We start from the raw sequence: 20,378 nt of genomic DNA, 5'->3' as shown, positions 1-20,378 counted from the left end.
GACATTATGTTTTTAGTCGACTCCCACTGCCATCTTGATGGCCTGGATTATGAAACCCTGCATAAAGACGTGGACGATGTGCTGGCAAAAGCCGCCGCGCGTGACGTGAAGTTCTTCCTTGCCGTTGCGACTACGCTGCCGGGATATCGCGGGATGCGCGAGCTGGTCGGACAGCGTGACAACGTGGTTTTCTCCTGCGGCGTGCATCCGCTCAACCAGGATGAAGCGTACGACGTTGACGAGCTGCGCAAGCTGGCCGCGGAAGAGGGCGTGGTGGCGATGGGGGAGACCGGGCTGGACTATTTTTACACCCCGGAAACCAGGCCTCGCCAGCAGGAGTCCTTCCGCGATCATATCCGCATCGGCCGCGAGCTCAACAAGCCGGTGATTGTGCACACCCGGGACGCACGGGCCGATACGCTGACAATTTTGCAGGAAGAAAAAGTGACGGATTGCGGCGGCGTACTACACTGTTTCACAGAGGATAGAGAGACAGCGGGTAAATTGCTGGACATGGGGTTCTATATCTCGTTTTCCGGTATTGTCACGTTCCGCAACGCCGAACAGCTGCGCGATGCCGCGCGCTACGTTCCCCTCGATCGCCTGCTGGTGGAGACCGATTCGCCGTACCTCGCGCCGGTTCCCCATCGCGGTAAAGAGAACCAGCCGGCGATGGTCCGTGACGTTGCCGAATACATGGCGGTTCTGAAGGGCGTTTCGCTGGAGCAGCTGGCGCAGCAGACCACCGATAATTTCGCCAGATTGTTCCATATCGCCCCCTCCCGCCTGTAACCCGCCGATCTTCCTATTATTTTAAGGCTCGTAATTAATACTTAAAGCGAGTAAAGTTCACCGCCACAAAAGGGGCGGTGACGTGCTTTTGGTTACATTTAGATACAGCTTATGTAAGTTGATGTAAACTTTTCCACGCCGACTGATTGAAACGTGATAGCCGTCAAACAATCATTCCGCCAATTATTTTACTCTGTGTAATAAATAAAGGGCGCTTAGATGTCCTGTCCACGGCACGGTTCTCCCCCCGTGCCAATGCGTGAAAACGTAAAAAAGTACCAAATACTCAGGAGCACTCTCAATTATGTTTAAGAATGCATTTGCTAACCTGCAGAAGGTCGGTAAATCGCTGATGCTGCCGGTCTCCGTGCTGCCTATCGCAGGTATCCTGCTGGGCGTCGGTTCCGCAAACTTCAGCTGGCTGCCAGAAGTCGTTTCCCACGTCATGGCAGAAGCAGGCGGTTCGGTATTCGCTAATATGCCGCTGATCTTCGCTATCGGTGTGGCGCTTGGCTTCACCAATAACGACGGCGTATCCGCGCTGGCTTCGGTTGTTGCTTACGGCATCATGGTGAAAACCATGGCGGTTGTTGCCCCTCTGGTTCTGCATTTACCTGCTGAAGAGATTGCGGCTAAACACCTGGCTGATACCGGCGTACTTGGCGGTATTATTTCCGGTGCAATCGCAGCGTACATGTTCAACCGCTTCTATCGCATCAAGCTGCCAGAGTATCTGGGCTTCTTTGCGGGCAAGCGTTTTGTGCCGATTATCTCCGGTCTGGCCGCTATTTTCACCGGCGTGATCCTCTCCTTCATCTGGCCTCCGATCGGTACTGCTATCCAGACCTTCTCTCAGTGGGCTGCGTACCAGAACCCGGTTGTGGCGTTCGGTATCTACGGCTTCATTGAACGCTGCCTGGTACCGTTTGGCCTGCACCACATCTGGAACGTTCCTTTCCAGATGCAGATTGGCGAATACACCAACGCGGCGGGTCAGGTCTTCCACGGCGATATCCCGCGCTACATGGCAGGCGACCCAACTGCGGGCAAACTGTCCGGCGGCTTCCTGTTCAAAATGTACGGTCTGCCGGCTGCGGCTATCGCTATCTGGCACTCCGCTAAACCGGAAAACCGCGCGAAAGTGGGCGGTATCATGATCTCCGCAGCGCTGACCTCGTTCCTGACCGGTATTACCGAGCCGATCGAGTTCTCCTTCATGTTCGTTGCGCCGATCCTCTACGTTATCCACGCAATTCTTGCAGGTCTGGCATTCCCGATCTGTATCCTGCTGGGTATGCGTGACGGTACATCGTTCTCTCACGGCCTGATCGACTTTATCGTCCTGTCCGGTAACAGCAGCAAGCTGTGGCTGTTCCCGATTGTCGGTATCTGCTATGCGATCGTGTACTACGTTGTCTTCCGCGTGCTGATTAAAGCACTGGACCTGAAAACTCCGGGTCGTGAAGATTCAACCGAAGACAGCAAAGTGGGCGCAACCAGCGAAATGGCTCCGGCTCTGATCGCGGCGTTCGGCGGTAAAGAAAACATCACTAACCTTGATGCGTGCATCACCCGTCTGCGCGTTAGCGTGGCTGACGTAGCGAAAGTTGATCAGGCTGGCCTGAAAAAACTGGGTGCTGCCGGTGTGGTCGTTGCAGGTTCAGGCGTTCAGGCGATCTTCGGGACTAAATCCGATAACCTGAAAACTGAAATGGACGAGTACATCCGCGCCAACTAAGTTGTGATGTGGGGAGACTAAGGCAGCCGAATGGCTGCCTTTTTTATTGGCTTAAGCGAGTAAAAAGGGAGCCGGCTGGCTCCCTGGGTTCAGCTGGTCAGCGCTGAGGATAAATCAGAACTGGTAGCTGGCGGTGATGCTGAAGTTGCGCGGCTCGCCGTAAACAATCGAGCCGTCAATGTTGGTATCGTAGGTTTTATCGAACAGGTTGTTGATATTACCCTGCAAGGCGAAGTTTTTGGTGACCTGGTAGCGGCTGAACAGATCAACCAGCGCGTAGCTGCCCTGCTCGGCGCGGAAGGTGCCGTACGGCGTGACGGTATCTTTATAGACCCGGTTCTGCCAGTTCACGCCGCCGCCAACGGTCAGCTCGGGTATCGCCGGCAGACGGTAGCGGGTGAACAGCTTGACGCTGGTGCGCGGCAGGTTAGGGTTCACCGCGTTGCCTTCATTATCTTCCGCAACAAAGCGCGTGGCCCCGAAGGTCATCTGCCAGTTATCGGTAATCGCCCCGTTAACTTCGAACTCGACGCCTTTACTCACCGTACCGTTGGCGGTTTTGTAGGCCGTCTCGCCGTTGCTGCCGGCAATCGGCGTCCCGGTAGACTGGCCCAGATTATCCTGCTCGATACGGAAAACGGCCAGCGTGGTGGTCAGACGGCTGTCCATCCAGTCTGATTTCAGGCCAAGCTCATAGTTATTGCCGGTGATCGGCGTCAGATATTTACCCGAGCTGTCGCGGACGTTCTGCGGCTGGAAGATTGAGGTGTAGCTGGCGTAGGTCGACCAGTTATCATCGATGTCGTACACCAGGCCGGCGTACGGCGTGGTGTGGTTTTTCTCCATGCTGTAGGAGAGGGTGTCGATACGCCAGTTGGTATAGCGCGCGCCGAGAATTAAGTGCAGCGGATCGGCCAGCGAGAAGCGCGTCGCGGCGTACAGGGACTTCATCCGGGTGGTGTCGTCCTGGGCAAGGCTTTGCGGGTTCCAGTCCGTTTCAGGGAAATTACCCGCATTGAAGTTATTAAAGCTGCCGATTTCATCCGGGAACACGTTGGCCCAGGAGCTGAAATAGCGATTATTTTGTTTGCTGTAGCTGCCGCCGACGATCAGGTTATGCTGGCGACCGAACAGATCGAAGCCGCCATCGGTAAACAGATCTACGGCATCGATTTTACGTTTGCCGCTGTTCCAGCCCGTTCCGCCAACGTAGTCATAGCCCGGGCCATAGCTGCCGTAGGGGCCGACCAGCATTCCCGTCTCTTTGTTAACGTACGCATCGACGTACATCATTTTGCTGTCGAATTTGACCTCGGAGTGGGTTGCGGTCATGGTCGCCTGCCAGGTATCGGCAAAGCGCTGCTTCAGCGTGACGAAGACTTTGTTGAACTCTTTATCGTTATAGGCCCAGTCCGGAGAGGTGCTGTGGGCGCGATCGTAGTGGTTCTTGCTGCCGTCGGTATTCCAGCGCGGCAGGCCGCCCCAGGTTGGGCTGTCGACGTTGATACGCTGATATTCGTAGCCGGCGGAGAGGCTGGTAGAGGTGCCGAGGTCGGCGTCGAGAATGCCGGAGAAGAACGTTTTTTCGCTGTTGTAGCGATCGAGCCAGGAGTCATTATTCTGATAGCCGGCGACAATACGCCCCCGAACGTTACCATCTTCGGTCAGCGGGCTCTGCATATCGGCGACGTAGCGCTGCTTGTTCCAGCTGCCGTATTCGGCGGAGACATTGCCGGTAAACTCGCGGCTGGTGGCATGCTTGCGGATCATATTGATCGATGCGGAGGGGTTGCCCGTCCCGGTCAGCAGGCCGTTGGCGCCGCGTACGACCTCGACCCGCTCAAAGAGCGCGGTATCGGAGAGCGCGTCGCCGAGGTTCCAGCGGGACTCAAAATAGGTCGGGATACCGTCGACCATATAGTTGTCTATTTGAAAACCGCGGGAGTAATAGCTGCTGCGATCGGAGTCCGCCTGGCTGCGGCTGATACCGAGCGTGTTGTCCATCACGTCGCCAAGCGTTTGCAGCTGCTGATCCTGCATCCGCTGCTCGCTGATGATACTCACCGACTGCGGAATATCGCGCTGGGTCATCAGCATTTTTGTTCCGGCTGACGTGGTTTTAACGCTGTAATCCTGCCGCTGTTCGTCGGTGCCGGCTGGCGTTGTTCCTTCTACAATAATGGTGTCGTCGGTCGCGTCGGCGGCAAGGCCGAGGGCGGGGTAGAGCGCTAACGCAATGCCGACGGCGAGGAGAGACTGCGCGCGCTGGCCGTCCCGTGAGCTGGTAGTGAAAGACATGATTAACCCTTAATGAGGAGACTGTCGTTATACGCCGGGGCTCTGTGGCCGCGGTCGAATCATTCCCGAAGTGCGGTGCGTCCATGTGGTGAATACAAATGAGAAATATACGCATTTATATTTAATGTGTAAACAGACGTAAGAGAGGTAGTCAAAAAGGCGCTCTATCGACGGCGGTGCCGGGACATAATCAGGGATATGCTTAATCCGTCATCAGCTAAGTCCGCCGCCGCGTAAGAAAAAGTGCATTCGGGTTGAAAGAGGGGGAGTAACTCGCTCATACTCTTAGACGAATCCTGTGCATCCGCGTTTATCTGCAGGGGCAGGCCAGAGCACGGTATAAAAATTAATAAGGAATCAGTCATGGCAGAAGAAACGATTTTTAGCAAAATCATTCGCCGGGAGATCCCGTCGGATATTGTTTATCAGGATGAGCTTGTTACCGCCTTTCGCGATATCTCTCCGCAGGCGCCGACCCATATTCTGATTATCCCCAATATCCTGATTCCTACCGTCAACGACGTCACCACGGAGCACGAGCTGGCGCTGGGTCGCATGATGACCGTCGCGGCGAAAATAGCGCGTGATGAAGGTCTTGCCGACGACGGCTATCGCCTGATCGTCAACTGTAACCGCCACGGCGGCCAGGAAGTCTACCATATTCATATGCACCTGCTGGGCGGTCGCCCGCTGGGTCCCATGCTGGCTCACAAAGGCTAATCAATGCGCGCAGCTCATTTCGGCACTCTTCTGGCGGCGGCGCTGCTGGCCGGCTGCGGTTCTCACGCGGAAATTCCGGTGGGAGAGCAGCAGACGCTGGTGATGGAATCTAACGTCTTAGCCGCAGGTATCAGCGCCGATGCGCCTGAGGTCACCGCCTCACAGATTCAGGCCACCGCGACCTCAAGGCTGTTTAACGAACGCCAGGAGCCGATCGTCGTGCATTACCGCTTTTTCTGGTATGACGCCAGAGGGCTGGAGATGCACCCGCTGGAGCCGGCACGGAGCATAACGGTGCCCGCACGCTCATCCGTGACGCTTTACGGTAGCGCAAATATTTTGGGGGCGCATAAGGCCCGACTCTATCTTTATCTGTAAGAGGTAATTGTGATGATTAAAATGTGTCGCTATGCGTTGATCACAGCACTGGCGATATTCCTTGCCGGGTGCGTTGGGCAGCGTCAGGAGCCCGCGCCGGTAGGGGAGGCGCAGCCGAAACCGGAGCAGCCGGCTCAACCTACGGTACCTACGGTGCCGGGCATTCCGGCAGTGCCGGCGCAGCCGGGTCCGATTGAGCATGAACAGCAGCCGACTCAGCCAACCCCGCGCGTTCGCCACTATGACTGGAGCGGTGCGGTACAGCCGATGGTCGGGCAGATGCTGCAGGCGGGCGGCGTGAACGCGGGCAGCATTCTGCTGGTCGATAGCGTCAATAACCGCACGAACGGTACGCTAAACGCGGGTGAGGCGACCGAGGCCCTGCGCAATGCGCTGACGGGAAACGGCAAGTTTACGCTGGTCTCGCAGCAGCAGCTCGGCGTGGCGAAACAGCAGCTTGGCCTGTCGCCGCAGGATAGCCTCGGCAGCCGCAGCAAAGCGATGGGCATTGCGCGCACCGTTGGCGCCCAGTACGTGCTCTACTCTAATGCCACCGGCAACGTCAATTCACCTGAGCTGAAGATGCAGCTGATGCTGGTACAAACCGGCGAGATTATTTGGTCAGGTAAAGGTGCAGTTCAGCAACAGTAAGCTAACGCGCGATGAGCTATTGTCGCGCTTTTTCCCCCGCTATTCGCCGCTCGACGATCCGGCCTTTGCCGGTCTGAGCGGCGGTAGCTGCATCGTCAGCGACGGCACCCGGCGGCTGGTATTACGCCAGCCGCACGATCCTGCCGCGCCCGCCAGCGATTTCCTTCGTCAATATCGCGCCTTATCCCGGATGCCGGATACGCTTGCGCCGTCGCCGATTTTTTACTCCCCGCGCTGGATGGTGGTGGAGTACTGCATCGGTGAAATGAAAAGCGCGCTGCCGCCGTGCCCGCAGCTGGCCGGGGTGCTGTATCATCTGCACCAGCAGCCGCACCTGGGCTGGCGTATCGCGCTGGCGCCGCTGCTGGAACGCTACTGGCAGCAGAGCGATGGCTCGCGACGAACCCCGCTATGGCTGCGCTGGTATAAGCGTCTGCTACGCCGCGGAGAGCCCCGGCCGCTGCGCCTGGCGCCGCTGCATATGGACGTACATGCGGGCAATCTGGTTCATACCGAGGGCGGGCTGCGGCTGATCGACTGGGAATATGCCGGCGACGGCGATATTGCGCTGGAGCTTGCCGCCGTGTGGATTGATTCCGCGCAGCATCGGCAGCTGGCAGCGGAGTACGCCCGACAGGCGAACATTAATGAGCGCCAGCTGTGGCGACAAATCCAGCGCTGGCGCCCGTGGGTATTGATGCTCATGGCAGGCTGGTACGAGCGTCGCTGGCAGCAAACCGGCGACCGGCAGTTTATCGCCCTGGCAGATGCGGCCTGGCGTCAGTTAGACACATAATATAAGAGAGGTCAGTGTGGGTCCGGTAATGTTGGATGTCGAAGGTTTTGAACTGGATGCGGAAGAGCGGGAGATCCTTGCGCACCCTTTGGTTGGCGGGCTGATTCTCTTCACCCGCAACTATCACGATCCGGCGCAGCTGCGCGAGCTGGTGCGTCAGATCCGCGAAGCTTCGCACAATCATCTGGCGATCGCGGTCGATCAGGAAGGCGGACGCGTCCAGCGTTTTCGCGAGGGCTTTACCCACCTGCCGGCCGCGCAGTCCTTTGCCGCACTGCTGGGAATGGAAGAGGGCGGCAGGCTGGCGGCGCAGGCCGGCTGGCTGATGGCCAGCGAAATGATCGCTATGGACATTGATATCAGCTTTGCGCCTGTGCTCGACGTCGGCCACATCAGCGCCGCCATCGGCGAGCGCTCTTATCATGAGGATCCCGAGAAGGCGCTGGCCATCGCGCGCTGTTTTATTGACGGTATGCATGAAGCGGGCATGAAGGCGACCGGGAAGCATTTCCCAGGCCACGGCGCGGTAACCGCGGATTCGCATAAAGAGACGCCGCGCGACCCGCGCGCTGAGGCGGAAATTCGCGTCCGGGATATGGCCGTTTTCCGTACCCTGGTTGCGGAGCAGCGCCTTGATGCGATTATGCCTGCCCACGTCATTTATACCGACGTTGACCCGCGTCCGGCCAGCGGCTCGCCGCACTGGCTGAAGACGGTACTGCGCGGAGAGTTAGGCTTTGACGGCGTGATTTTCTCCGACGACCTGTCGATGGAAGGCGCGGCGATTATGGGCAGCTACGCCGAACGCGGGCAGGCTTCCCTGGATGCAGGTTGCGATATGATCCTGGTCTGCAATAATCGTAAGGGTGCGGTCAGCGTGCTGGATAACCTGTCGCCGATCAAAGCAGAGCGTGTTACGAAATTGTATCATAAAGGTTCCTTTACCCGTCAGGAGCTAAGGGATTCCGCCCGTTGGAAGAGGGTCAACGCGCAGCTGGAGCAGCTCCACGCGCGCTGGCAGGAGGCGAAGTCCGCGTAGCAAACCTGAAGGGCGTTGTTGTCTGGTGAGGATGCGATGATTATCTATTTACACGGTTTTGACTCTAACAGCCCCGGTAACCATGAAAAGGTGCTGCAGCTGCAGTTTATCGATCCCGACGTGCGGTTGATTAGCTACAGTACGCGGCATCCGAAGCACGACATGCAGCACTTGTTAAAAGAGGTCGATAAGATGCTGCAGCTCAACGCCGACGATCGGCCGCTGATTTGCGGCGTCGGTCTGGGCGGCTACTGGGCGGAACGGATTGGTTTCCTCTGCGATATCCGCCAGGCTATTTTTAACCCGAACCTGTTTCCCGATGAGAACATGGAAGGGAAGATCGATCGCCCGGAAGAGTACGCGGATATCGGCACGAAGTGCGTGAATAACTTCCGTGAAAAAAATCGCGACCGTTGCCTGGTGATGCTTTCCCGCAAGGATGAAGCCCTCGACAGCCAGCGTTCGGCTGAGCTGCTGCATCACTACTATGAAATCATCTGGGATAACGAGCAGGGCCATAAATTCAAGAGTATCTCCCCGCATTTGCAGCGGATAAAGGCCTTTAAAACCCTCGGCTGATAGCCCCCCTCCAGCCCGCTGTGTGAACGCACCGCGGGCTTTTTTTTATCCATTCCGTGATTGCCTGTGCAAAAAATATGCGGTAAAACTTGATGCATATCAATTTTGGTATGACCAATGAACCGTTCATGTTATTCTCGATTTCGCTGAATGGTTTCAATGCTGTAACTTGTTGTTAATTAAAGGCTATTTATATAACTTTTAATTAACAATTGGTTAATAATTTTAGGGGGTCACGTGACTACACCATTGAAAAGAATAGTAATCGTTGGTGGCGGCGCCGGCGGACTGGAACTGGCTACTCAGCTGGGTAAAAAGCTGGGCCGCAGCAAAAAAGCGAAAATCACTCTGGTGGATCGCAACCATAGCCACCTGTGGAAACCGCTGCTGCATGAAGTGGCAACGGGTTCGCTCGACGAAGGTGTAGATGCGCTGAGCTACCTGGCTCATGCCCGCAATCACGGCTTCCAGTTCCAGCTCGGGTCAGTCGCGGATATCAATCGCGAAACCAAAACCATCACGCTCAGTGAACTGCGTGATGAAAAGGGCGAGCTGCTGGTGGCCGAGCGCAAGCTGCCTTACGACACCCTGGTGATGGCGCTGGGCAGTACCTCTAATGACTTTAATACGCCGGGCGTTAAAGAGAACTGCATTTTCCTCGATAACCCGCACCAGGCACGACGTTTCCATCAGGAAATGCTGAACCTGTTCCTGAAATACTCCGCGGATCTCGGCGCCAACGGCAAAGTGAATATTGCTATCGTCGGCGGCGGAGCCACCGGCGTAGAGCTCTCTGCCGAGCTGCACAATGCGGTTAAGCAGCTGCATAGCTACGGCTACAAAGGGCTGACTAACGAAGCGCTGAACGTCACGCTGGTTGAGGCCGGTGAGCGTATTCTGCCGGCGCTGCCGCCGCGTATTTCCGGCGCCGCGCACAGCGAGCTGACCAAGCTTGGCGTACGGGTGCTGACGAAAACTATGGTCACCAGCGCCGATGCTAACGGCCTGCACACCAAAGACGGCGAGTTTATTAAGGCCGATCTGATGGTCTGGGCTGCCGGGATTAAGGCGCCGGACTTTATGAAAGAGATCGGCGGTCTGGAAACCAACCGCATCAACCAGCTGGTGGTTGAGCCGACGCTGCAAACGACCCGCGATGCGGATATCTACGCCATCGGCGACTGCGCTTCCTGCGCCCGTCCGGAAGGCGGATTCGTGCCGCCGCGCGCCCAGGCCGCTCACCAGATGGCAACCTGCGCGCTGCATAACATCCTCGCGCAGATGAAAAACAAGCCGTTGAAACCTTACGCTTATAAGGATCACGGCTCGCTGGTTTCGCTCTCCAACTACTCGACCGTCGGCAGCCTGATGGGTAACCTGATGCGCGGTTCAATGATGATCGAAGGCCGCATTGCGCGCTTCGTTTACATCTCCCTGTACCGCATGCACCAGATTGCGCTGCACGGCTACTTTAAAACCGGCCTGATGATGCTGGTAGGGCGCATCAACCGCATCATTCGTCCGCGCCTGAAGCTGCACTAATCCTCGGGCGCTCCGCTTCCGGATGACGGCGTTAACGCCTTCTCAGGGGTCGCGGAGCGCGCCGAGCCGTCGCCCGGTCAGATAACGCGCTGCCGGGCGATTATCCGGAATATCGTCCTGTAATATTCGCTATATCCTCTCGGATTCCTCTGAATCCCCGCCGTTTGCTGCAGATCCTCGCATTTTTCATCCGCTTTCTCATTTGCAAGCTCCCCGGGTAGATAGCAAAATTATCGCTATCAGCAACAACGGAGGATGCCCCGTGAATAAATCAATGTTGGCGGGTATAGGGATTGGCGTGGCCGCCGCGCTGGGTGTGGCAGCTGTCGCCGGTCTGAACGTACTGGATCGCGGACCGCAGTATGCGCAGGTGGTCTCCAGTACGCCGATCAAAGAAAGTGTTAAAACGCCGCGTCAGGAGTGCCGCAACGTCACCGTGACCCACCGTCGTCCGGTACAGGATGAAAACCGGATTGCCGGTTCGGTGCTCGGCGCGGTCGCCGGCGGGGTTATCGGCCACCAGTTTGGCGGCGGCCGTGGACGCAGCGTTGCCACCGTCGTGGGCGCGCTGGGCGGCGGCTATGCCGGTAACCAGATTCAGGGATCGATGCAGGAAGGCGATACCTACACCACCACGCAGCAGCGCTGCAAAACGGTGTATGACAAATCGGATAAAATGCTGGGCTATGACGTCACGTACAAAATTGGCGGACAGCAGGGCAAGATTCGCATGGAACATGACCCCGGCACGCAAATTCCGCTGGATAGTAACGGTCAGCTGATCCTGAATAACAAAGCGTAAAAAAGACGTTTATTGATATTTGCCCCTCACGCTCAGGGTGAGGGGCTTTTTTTATCAGAAGCTCAGGGCGTAGTTCAGACCAAAGGTGCGGCCGCGGCCTTTGTACTCATACAGCGAACTGCTGCCGTAGGTTGGGCTGTAGAGCAGCGGCGCGCGCTGGCCCCAGATGGTGACGTAGTCTTCGTTCAGCAGGTTTTCGATGCTGAAGGTCAGCTTACCCAGCGGCAGCGCGTAGCTGCCGATAAAGTCGACGGTATTGTAGCCATCAAGCTTGTTGCCGCTGGCGTCGCTAAGATCGAACACCTGCTGGGTTTGCACGCGCAGCGACCACGGGTCCGGCGCCCAGCCGACCCAGGCGGTGGCTTTCGACGGTGAGGCGAGGGTCACATCCCATTTCTGCCAGCTGCCGTCGCTCTTCACCTGCGATTTCAGGACGTTGAAGTTAGCTCCTGTGCTCCAGTCGCTCTGCGGGAAGGCGTAATCCACCGCCCCTTCAACGCCGTAAATACGCCGCTTATCGGACTCAACGTCAATCGTCATATCGGTGCGGTTGACGACGATGGTTTTATCCGACGTAGAGTAGTAGGCCGCCAGCTGCGTGCGCAGGTTGTCGCCGGTGTAGCGCCAGCCCAGCTCGTAAGAGTTAACTTTTATCCCCTGCAGCGGCGAATCGCCGACGTTGACGCTCGACAGCAGCGGAAGGTTGCCGTTAACGGCGGCGCCGTATTTACCGATGCCGTAGTATTTACCCGGATCCGGCAGCTCGACGCCCTGGGAGAAGTTAAACCAGGTCTGCTGGCGGTCGGTAATGTGGGCGACAATCCCGGCATTAAACAGGAAGTTATCGTAATCGGTTTTCCCGCCGGGAATGGCGTCCGCCGAGCGGGCTTTCCCGTTGGCGACGTCCTGCTGCTGCGCATAGCCGACAAAATCATTCACCCGGTTTTCCGTCCACTGGTAGCGCACGCCGCCGCTGACGGTGAAGATATCGTTCAGGTCGTAGCTGCTCTGCAGGAACGGGGCAAGGTTGGTGATGCTGTAGCCCGGGTAGCGGCCGGTGGTGTAGATGGCCTGATTATTCAGCCCGCCGGAGGCCATCGATTCGTTGAGGTCGAAGAACATCTGGTTGGCGTTGAAGGTTTCATGATCGGCGTCGAGTCCCCAGGTCAGGTCCCAGTCCTCCAGCGGCTGGCTGTTGAGGGTAATTTTGGCTCCGTACTGATCGGTATCCTGCTTCGAGGAGGAGAAGCTGCTGACCTGGCCCTTAGCGAGGGTCGGGAAGGGGTAGAAGGTCAGGGATTCGTCGCGATAGTAGATCTGGCTGACCAGATTCTGACCGTAGAAGTCGGCGTCGGAATACTGGAGGCTTATCAGGTGGCGCTCGGTGCCGGGTACGCGGTCGGAGTCCAGCCCGTCGGTGGTGTAGGCCTTGCCGTCGCCGGTCACCGCCGACATGTTTTTCCCCAGGTACAGGCCGTAGTCGTCGCCCTGGCTTTTATAGTACTGCGTGACCAGCTGAAGCTGACGATTATCGTCGATGTTGATGGTGCCGGTGCCCATCACGTCGAGGCGATCGGAGTGCTGTAAGCCGGTCTGGGTATTATCGAGGATCAGCGCATCGTTATTGCCGTCATACCAGCCGCCGAAGCGCTGATAAGCCACCGATAATCTGCCGGAGGCGTGGTCGGTACCGCCGCTCACCGCCGCTGCCACCCGCTCGTCATGATCGTTGCTGTTAGCAAAACCCGTTTTGCCGCCCAGCTCGAGATCGACCTGGCGATCCTGCTGGCCTTTTTTTGTCACAATATTGATAAGCCCGCCGGTACTGCCGCCGCCGTACAGCGAGGTGGCGCCGGAGATGACCTCGATGTGCTCGATGTTGAACGGATCGATGGAGTCGAGCTGACGGCTGTCGGTGCGGGAGGAGTTTAGCCGCACGCCGTCGATCAGCACCACGATCGCGCGACCGCGCATATTCATCCCGTAGTTTGTCCGTCCCTGGCTGCTGACGTCGATGCCTGGAATAAGCTGCGCCAGCACATCTTTGAACTCCTTGCCGCCCTGAACCTGCTGTTCAATTTCGTGACCTTCAATAACCCAGGTGGTCTGCGCCATTTCGGCAACGGTACGGTGCGTACGGTTGGCGCTAACGATCAGGTTTTCTTCGGCCGCCTGGGTGCTAAAGACGGGGAGGGTGGTAGCCAGCAGCAGTGGGTTAAGCACCCAGAGACGCGTGTTCATTCGCATTCCTTTTATGAGTTAATTGCTTTGTTGTTAAGCATTGTTGTTCTATTTTTTCGGCGCGGGCGCACCGACTGTTACAAGGTGAAACATATTGAAAAACTCAAATGCGAATTCTGCACGCAGTGATTATTGTTATCAATATCATTTACAACAAATTAACGCTTAAGGATGTGAAAACATTAATAAAAATGGGGTTAAGACAGCGGGATGTCGCGGAGGAGAGGCAGGCCCGGTAACGTAGGTCACCGGGCAGCAGAGGAGCGGGTTAGTGCTGGAGGATTTGCGGCCACAGGCGCAGGGTGGTCTCAGCAATTTGCATTAGTTTGCTGAAATCGGCGCCTTCGCGAGCGCTGATCGACATCCCCTGCAGGACGCAGTTTAAGAACTGCGCGAGCTGGCGAACGTCACCGTTTTCCGGGAGCTCGCCGCGCAGCTGGCGCTGCTGCAGGAACTGGGTCAGCGTCTGCTCCTGCATAGCGTGCCGCGACTTAATTGTGTTGGCGATATCGGTAGAGGAGGCCGCCAGCGCCGCGGAGGTGTTGATCATAAAGCAGCCCGCCGGGGTATCTTTACTGGTAAAGCAGGTGGCGATAGCGGTGAAATAGTCCCGCAGGGCCTGGTCGACCGACTTCTCTTCGTCAAACAGCTGCGCTTCGTGTCTGGCGGCAAAGCGCGAGATATAGCGATCGAGCACCGCGCGAAACAGCCCCTCTTTATTGACGAATTCGGCGTAGAGCGTAGGGGCCTTCGCCCCGGTGGCTTCCACCAGATCGGCAAGGGAGGTTGCCTCATACCCATGCTGCCAGAACAGTGCCATGGCCTTATCCAGCGCCGCTTCCTTGTCGAACACTTTAGGTCGGCCACGGCTTTTTTTTGTGCAACTTTGAACGTCAGTTGTCATGATGCCGCCTGTACCTATGTTGGTTTGTTGAAGGGCCATTATAAAAATAAACGGCATAACCTGCCAGCAGAGTCAGTCCAAAAATAAATAATTCATATATATATGAATTTTAAGTTTTTTATAAATAATTAAACGATCGTTATAAAAATGCGTTGACGTGTGATGCAGGTCACATTATTATTTACCTATCGATCGTTAAGTTAATTCTTACGACCCTAATAAAAAATCATCTGCATAGGTATAATAATCATGAAAACCATCAAAACTCTGACCCTCGCTGCTGTACTAAGCTCACTCTCTTTCGCAAGCTTTGCTGCCGTTGAAGTGCAATCCACTCCTGCTGGCCAGCAAAAAATCGGCACCGTTTCCGCTTCCGCCGGCACCAACCTGGGCTCTCTGGAAGACCAGCTGGCGCAGAAAGCTGAAGAAATGGGCGCAACTTCATTCCGCATTACGTCGGTAACCGGTCCTAACACCCTGCACGGGACTGCGGTTATCTACAAATAAGCTGTTCCCTCTGTCATGCCACTGACAAACGCGGTTCTGACCCCTTTATCAGGCCGCGGTAGTAAGCAGTAAGTTGTTCCCCTGTTATGCCAAGATTGCGAAGCGGTCCACACCCTTATGGACCGCGACTCGCTGTCTGAATCCCCGGTTTCTCCCCCAATAAAACGCCATACAGAACCCCTCAGTTAAGCGGTTTCCGCTCAGCGGACGCTGCGCTCCCACTGTTTCCTCGCGTGAGGTTGCAGGCAGTCCCGTCGCCCCCTTGAGGCTGATAGTATCGGTTGTTTCGACCGACGCTTTCGCGCTGATGAACGTATGCAGAGGAAAAGGCAAACCGAAGGCCGCAAGAGGTAAATTGAGACAGGAGCGAGTCGGTCGAATTGAGCCGGGCGCGGCGCGCAGCGGTGATTTCGGTGCGGGACCGCGGGGATGGTTACGCGAGGTTAAAGGGGAAGAGGCTTCTCTTCCCCCAAATCCGCTCACCCGGTGCCGGGGAAGGACGTTCTGCCTGACGCAGGGCGAATGAATACCGCGTCACCGCCAGGCAGAATAGGGCGACTACAGCGCCTGACCGGCGTCCGGTTGATGGCGGGTCACGTCAATCGGCATGCCCGAACGCAGTTCGATAGCGCGCTCCATAACCGGCCGATCGGTCAGCTGAGCCTGCTTAAAGGCCAGCATTTCGGCGTTAAGCACGATGGGCAGAGTCTGCGGATCGTCATCAAGGTGCTTCGACAGCGGCTGATGAATCTCGACCAGCCGGCTGCCGTTTGGCTCAACGGAAGCCTTAATCGGCGTGTTGATAATATTCACCCGGGTTCCGGGGGTAATTTTATTGAACAGGGTCTTAATATCGTTATCGCGCAGGCGAATGCAGCCCGAGCTTACGCGCATACCGATGCCGAAATCGGCGTTGGTGCCGTGCAGCAGATAGACGCCGCCGTAGGCCGCCAGGCGGATCGCGTGGTGCCCCATCGGGTTATCCGGCCCGGCGGGAACCACTGCAGGCAGCTCGATGCCCATCGCCTTGTAGCGGGCGCGGATATTGGCCGTCGGCGTCCAGGTTGGGTTGGCGCGCTTATCCGACACGGTCGTGACCATCGTTGGCGTGAGGGTATCGCCCCCGAGCTGGCCGATACCGATAGGGTAGACGGTCACCTCATTCTTGCCCGGCGGATAGTAGTACAGACGAAGTTCGGCGAGATTAATCACCAGCCCTTCGCGCGGCGCGTCCGGAAGCAGCGTCTGCAGCGGAATGGTCAACACGCTGCCGGCGCGGGGAACGTAGGGATCGACGCCGGGATTGGCCTGCAGGAGCGCCAGAAAACCAACGTTATACTTTTTGGCAATGGCTTCCAGCGAGCCGCCGTTATCCTGCACCACGTGGAACTGATTTTGCCCCACCAGACGGCTTCCCGGCGGCGGTAAAGGCCAGGTGTTAGCATGGGCCGGAAGCGCCAGCGCGGCGACAACGGCAACCAGCGCCAGCCACAGAGAGAAACGCGAAGAGTGCATGACCATAATAAATAAGTGGTTATTTTTCTACGAAAACAGGAACAAATTATGGCGCGGGAGAGTGTGGGGAAACCCTGGTGGATTGCAAAACATTTGTAAAGTTTGCTGAATGTGTCGGATGAAAAAATGGATACGATGAATGTCACCGTATCCATTTTCTCCGTCACTGTCAGGCGACGGCGTTCTCTTCCAGCTGGCGCATAAACTGGCGAACCCACTCCATGCGCGTTTTCCGCTCGGCGAGATCCTGCATAAACTTCAGCCGCGTCGGCCCGTCGAGGCGGAAGTGCTGCGGCTGTTTCTGCAGCAGGCCAATCAGCCACACCGGGTTGACGTGGTTCTTTTCGCTAAACTCGATCATGCCGCCTTTTTCGTTCCCCTCCAGCTTGCGAATGCCAAGCTTCTGCGCCTGCTGGCGCAGACGGGCGATATCCAGCAGATTTCTGGCCGCGTCCGGCAGCAGGCCGAAGCGGTCGATAAGCTCAACCTTGATCTCCTCCAGCTCGTGCTCGCTTTTAGCGCTGGCGATGCGCTTGTAGAACGAGAGTCGGGTGTTCACATCCGGGATAAAGTCGTCCGGCAGCAGGGAAGGCATCCGCAGTTCGACCTCCGTTTGCTGGCTGGTCAGGTCCTCCAGCGACGGCTCGCGCCCGGCCTTCAGGGCATCAACGGCGTTCTCCAGCAGCTCCATATACAGCGAGAAGCCGATGGTGGTCATCTGCCCGCTCTGGTCTTCGCCCAGCAGCTCGCCGGCACCGCGAATTTCCAGATCGTGGGTGGCCAGGGCGAACCCGGCGCCGAGATCCTCCAGCGAGGCGATCGCTTCCAGACGCTTTTGCGCATCGGTGGACATCGCCTTCGGATGCGGGGTCAGCAGCCAGGCATAGGCCTGATGGTGTGAACGCCCGACGCGCCCGCGCAGCTGGTGCAGCTGAGCAAGGCCGAAATGATCGGCGCGCTCGATGATGATCGTATTGGCGGTCGGAATATCGATCCCGGTTTCAATAATGGTGGTGCAGACCAGCACGTTAAAGCGCTGGTGGTGGAAATCGTTCATCACCCGCTCAAGCTCGCGTTCGCGCATCTGCCCGTGACCGATGGCGATGCGCGCCTCGGGCACCAGCGCGGCCAGGCGGTCGGCGGCTTTCTGGATGTTTTCCACGTCATTGTAGAGATAGTAGACCTGGCCGCCGCGCAGTATTTCACGCAGCATGGCCTCGCGTACCACCAGCGCATCGTACTCGCGCACGAAGGTTTTCACCGCCAGGCGGCGCGCCGGAGGGGTGGCGATAATCGACAGATCGCGCATGCCGCTCATGGCCATATTCAGGGTGCGCGGGATAGGCGTCGCGGTGAGCGTCAGAATATCGACATCGGCGCGCATGGCCTTGATGCGCTCCTTATGCCGCACGCCAAAGCGGTGCTCCTCATCGACGATCAGCAGCCCAAGATCGCGCAGCTTCACTTCGCTCTGCAGCAGCTTGTGGGTGCCGATCAGAATATCGATTTTGCCCTCGGCCGCCTGTTCCAGAATCTGCGCCTGTTCTTTGGCGCTGCGGAAGCGAGACAACATTTCGATACGCACCGGCCAGTTGGCGAAGCGGTCGCGGAAGTTGTCGAAGTGCTGCTGGGCGAGCAGGGTCGTCGGCACCAGCACCGCCACCTGCTTATGGTTTTCTACCGCCAGGAAGGCGGCGCGCATGGCAACTTCGGTTTTACCAAAGCCCACGTCGCCGCAGACCAGACGGTCCATCGCCAGCGGCTGGCACATATCGCTCAGCACCGCGTTGATGGCCTGGGCCTGGTCGGGAGTGGTTTCAAACGGGAAGCCGTCGCAAAAGAGCTGATACTGTTCGCGATCGTGCTTAAAGGCAAAGCCGGATTTGACCGCGCGCTGGGCATAAATATCCAGCAGCTCCGCCGCCACGTCGCGCACCTTCTCCGCCGCTTTTTGCCGCGCTCGCGCCCAGGCGTCGCCGCCGAGCTTGTGCAGCGGGGCGCTCTCCTCCGCGCCGCCGGCATAGCGGCTAATCAGATGGAGCGAGGAGACCGGGACGTACAGTTTGGCGTCATTGGCGTAGGTGAGCATCAGGTATTCACCCTTGATGCCGCCGGCCTCGAGAGTGGTCATTCCCGCATAGCGGCCGACGCCGTGCTCAAGATGCACCACCGGCTGGCCGATATGCAGCTCCGCGAGGTTGCGAATCAGGGTATCGGGGTTGATGGTGCGCCGCGAGTCCTGGCGTCGGCGCGCCACGCGCTCGCCCAGCAGATCGCTTTCACAAATCAGCGCCAGGCCGCGTGGGCTATCGATAAAGCCGTGCTCGGCGGCGCCAATCATCAGATAGCGGCCGCTGCCGGTCGCCTCTTCGAGACGCCGGATATGCTTTGGCGCAACCTTAATGCGCGCCAGCATTTCGCCCAACGTTTCGCGACGGCCCTCGCTCTCGACCGAGAAGATAACCGGCCCGCTGAAGGATTCGAGGAAGCGGCGCAGGTTATCCAGCGGCGCTTTGTTCTGCGCCTGAATCGCCAGCTCCGGCAGCTTCTGGTAGCCGAGGTTGGTATGAGCCGCTTTCTCCGCCAGGCGGTCGGTTTTTAACTGCACGCGCGGCCATTTTTTCAGCTCGCTGAACAGCTCATCGCTGCGCAGCCAGAGCAGCTCCGGCGGCAGCAGCGGGCGCATTGGGTCAACGCCGCGGCTCTCAAAGCGGGCGTGAGTTTCGCTCTGGAAACGTTCGGCGCTGGCTTCCAGCTCGCCGGTATTGACGATCAGCGTGTTCGCCGGGAAGTAGCTAAACAGCGGTGGCAGCGGCTCGTTGAAAAACAGCGGCTGCCAGTATTCGATGCCGGTGGGCAGGGTGCCTTTGCTGACCTGCTGATAGATATGCTCGGCATCGCGCTTGACCTCGAAGCGATCGCGCCACTGGCTGCGGAACAGCTCGATGGCGGCCTGATCGGTCGGGAATTCGTGGGCCGGCAGCAGATTGATCGCCGCCACCTCTTCGAGCGTGCGCTGGCTGTCAACGTCAAACAGGCGCAGGCTGTCGATTTCATCATCGAAGAAATCGAGGCGATAGGGCTGTTCGCTGCCCATCGGGTAGAGGTCGAGCAGGGCGCCGCGGGTCGCGTATTCGCCGTGCTCCATAACCTGATCGACATGGCGATAGCCGGCGCTGTCGAGCTGCTCGCGTAGGGTATCCCGCGACAGGCGCTGGCCTTTTTTCATCACCAGCGCGTGGCCGTGCAGGTAGTTATGCAGACAAACGCGCTGCATCAAGGTGCTGACCGGTACGATCAGCACGCCGCGCTGCATGGTCGGCAGCTGATAAAGGGTCGCCAGTCGGGAAGAGATAATATCCTGATGCGGCGAGAAGCTATCGTAGGGCAGGGTTTCCCAGTCCGCCAGGGCGATGACCATGCTGTCGGTAAACTGCCGAATTTCATCATTCAGGCGCAGGGCGTTTTGCATATCGGGGGCGACGAGGATCACCGGGCCGTCGTGACGCTCGGTCATTTCCGCGACCAGGGTCGCGCAGGCCGCGCCGGTGAGTTCGCCGAGCTGCCGCTGATCGCCGGGTTTGACCGGCAGTGAGTATCGATATTGTTGAGACATAGCGGTTGTCAGGATCCCTTAGAGCCTATCCCATTAGGCTTTTTTATTTGCCAGCAAAGTACGCCTACCGCAATAGGCTCTGAGTGATTCGCTCTACGATGTAGGGGCAAATCGCTGATATTCAATGCCTCTGATTATCCGCGATTGGCTTTAATTCGCCAACCCGAATGACAAAAGGATGTTCGTTTGCGGGGAAAGATTCTGATAGATAAGAACTGACATATCAAATATCCGATTGATTTATCTTTACTTTTTCTCCG

At 57.6% G+C, this 20,378-nt stretch carries 16 protein-coding genes; 11 read left to right on the top strand and 5 right to left on the bottom strand.

Annotation, left to right across the window (positions count from 1 at the left end; all coding sequences use genetic code 11):
• The first annotated feature begins 6 nt into the window (after positions 1-6).
• Together MMW58_RS17785 and ptsG are read left to right on the top strand one after the other, a co-directional pair.
• Positions 7-792: a metal-dependent hydrolase gene (locus MMW58_RS17785; protein ID WP_045854847.1), complete on the top strand. Its 786-nt coding sequence runs from the start codon at positions 7-9 to the stop codon at positions 790-792.
• Positions 793-1,096: 304 nt separating this feature from the next.
• Positions 1,097-2,530, top strand: coding sequence for a PTS glucose transporter subunit IIBC (ptsG, locus tag MMW58_RS17780; protein WP_095096426.1), 1,434 nt, complete (start codon positions 1,097-1,099; stop codon positions 2,528-2,530).
• 114 nt (positions 2,531-2,644) lie between these two features.
• Here the strand turns inward: ptsG and fhuE are convergent, their stop codons facing one another.
• The gene (gene fhuE / locus MMW58_RS17775; RefSeq protein ID WP_133597489.1) at positions 2,645-4,828 is read right to left on the bottom strand and encodes a ferric-rhodotorulic acid/ferric-coprogen receptor FhuE; all 2,184 of its coding nucleotides are present in this window, start codon (positions 4,826-4,828) and stop codon (positions 2,645-2,647) included.
• A gap of 363 nt (positions 4,829-5,191) precedes the next feature.
• Here fhuE and hinT point away from each other — a divergent pair, with 363 nt between their 5' ends.
• The 8 genes from hinT to MMW58_RS17735 all read left to right on the top strand — a co-directional run bounded on the left by hinT (position 5,192) and on the right by MMW58_RS17735 (position 11,335).
• On the top strand, positions 5,192-5,548 hold the full coding sequence (gene hinT, locus MMW58_RS17770) for a purine nucleoside phosphoramidase (RefSeq protein ID WP_041144975.1): 357 nt from the start codon (positions 5,192-5,194) through the stop codon (positions 5,546-5,548).
• 3 nt (positions 5,549-5,551) lie between these two features.
• Positions 5,552-5,926 (top strand): YcfL family putative periplasmic lipoprotein, encoded by a 375-nt coding sequence (locus MMW58_RS17765; RefSeq protein WP_045854851.1) that lies wholly within the window; start codon positions 5,552-5,554, stop codon positions 5,924-5,926.
• 21 nt (positions 5,927-5,947) lie between these two features.
• The gene (gene lpoB, locus MMW58_RS17760; protein ID WP_161795674.1) at positions 5,948-6,577 is read left to right on the top strand and encodes a penicillin-binding protein activator LpoB; all 630 of its coding nucleotides are present in this window, start codon (positions 5,948-5,950) and stop codon (positions 6,575-6,577) included.
• Positions 6,558-7,373, top strand: a complete 816-nt coding sequence (gene thiK, locus MMW58_RS17755) for a thiamine kinase (protein WP_241721752.1) — start codon at positions 6,558-6,560, stop codon at positions 7,371-7,373. The genes lpoB and thiK overlap by 20 nt, the downstream gene beginning before the upstream one ends.
• 28 nt (positions 7,374-7,401) lie before the next feature.
• Positions 7,402-8,412, top strand: coding sequence for a beta-N-acetylhexosaminidase (nagZ, locus tag MMW58_RS17750; protein ID WP_241721751.1), 1,011 nt, complete (start codon positions 7,402-7,404; stop codon positions 8,410-8,412).
• 36 nt (positions 8,413-8,448) lie between these two features.
• Positions 8,449-8,991, top strand: a complete 543-nt coding sequence (gene ycfP / locus MMW58_RS17745; RefSeq protein WP_041144980.1) for an alpha/beta hydrolase YcfP — start codon at positions 8,449-8,451, stop codon at positions 8,989-8,991.
• A 237-nt stretch (positions 8,992-9,228) separates the two neighbouring features.
• The gene (locus tag MMW58_RS17740; RefSeq protein ID WP_045854853.1) at positions 9,229-10,533 is read left to right on the top strand and encodes an NAD(P)/FAD-dependent oxidoreductase; all 1,305 of its coding nucleotides are present in this window, start codon (positions 9,229-9,231) and stop codon (positions 10,531-10,533) included.
• Positions 10,534-10,795: 262 nt separating this feature from the next.
• The gene (locus tag MMW58_RS17735; RefSeq protein ID WP_052698707.1) at positions 10,796-11,335 is read left to right on the top strand and encodes a glycine zipper 2TM domain-containing protein; all 540 of its coding nucleotides are present in this window, start codon (positions 10,796-10,798) and stop codon (positions 11,333-11,335) included.
• 54 nt (positions 11,336-11,389) lie between these two features.
• Here MMW58_RS17735 and MMW58_RS17730 read toward each other — a convergent pair whose 3' ends face one another.
• Together MMW58_RS17730 and MMW58_RS17725 are read right to left on the bottom strand one after the other, a co-directional pair.
• Positions 11,390-13,576, bottom strand: coding sequence for a TonB-dependent siderophore receptor (locus tag MMW58_RS17730; RefSeq protein ID WP_241721750.1), 2,187 nt, complete (start codon positions 13,574-13,576; stop codon positions 11,390-11,392).
• 268 nt (positions 13,577-13,844) lie between these two features.
• Entirely contained in the window at positions 13,845-14,480 is a 636-nt protein-coding gene (locus tag MMW58_RS17725) for a TetR/AcrR family transcriptional regulator (RefSeq protein ID WP_159236433.1), read from the bottom strand.
• A 249-nt stretch (positions 14,481-14,729) separates the two neighbouring features.
• Between MMW58_RS17725 and bhsA the strand changes: the two genes are divergently transcribed.
• A complete protein-coding gene (gene bhsA, locus MMW58_RS17720; protein WP_041144985.1) occupies positions 14,730-14,987 on the top strand; it encodes a multiple stress resistance protein BhsA in 258 nt (85 codons plus the stop codon).
• A 558-nt stretch (positions 14,988-15,545) separates the two neighbouring features.
• Here the strand turns inward: bhsA and ldtC are convergent.
• Together ldtC and mfd are read right to left on the bottom strand one after the other, a co-directional pair.
• A complete protein-coding gene (gene ldtC / locus MMW58_RS17715; protein WP_371822941.1) occupies positions 15,546-16,502 on the bottom strand; it encodes a L,D-transpeptidase LdtC in 957 nt (318 codons plus the stop codon).
• A 169-nt stretch (positions 16,503-16,671) separates the two neighbouring features.
• Positions 16,672-20,118 (bottom strand): transcription-repair coupling factor, encoded by a 3,447-nt coding sequence (mfd, locus tag MMW58_RS17710; RefSeq protein ID WP_241721748.1) that lies wholly within the window; start codon positions 20,116-20,118, stop codon positions 16,672-16,674.
• Positions 20,119-20,378 lie beyond the last annotated feature (260 nt).

Origin of the sequence: Klebsiella sp. HC6 (assembly GCF_022605325.1) — a bacterium.
GTDB lineage: Bacteria > Pseudomonadota > Gammaproteobacteria > Enterobacterales > Enterobacteriaceae > Klebsiella > Klebsiella terrigena.
The sequence above is the reverse complement of the archived record's forward strand: the minus strand, read 5'-3'. Positions and strand labels throughout refer to the sequence as shown.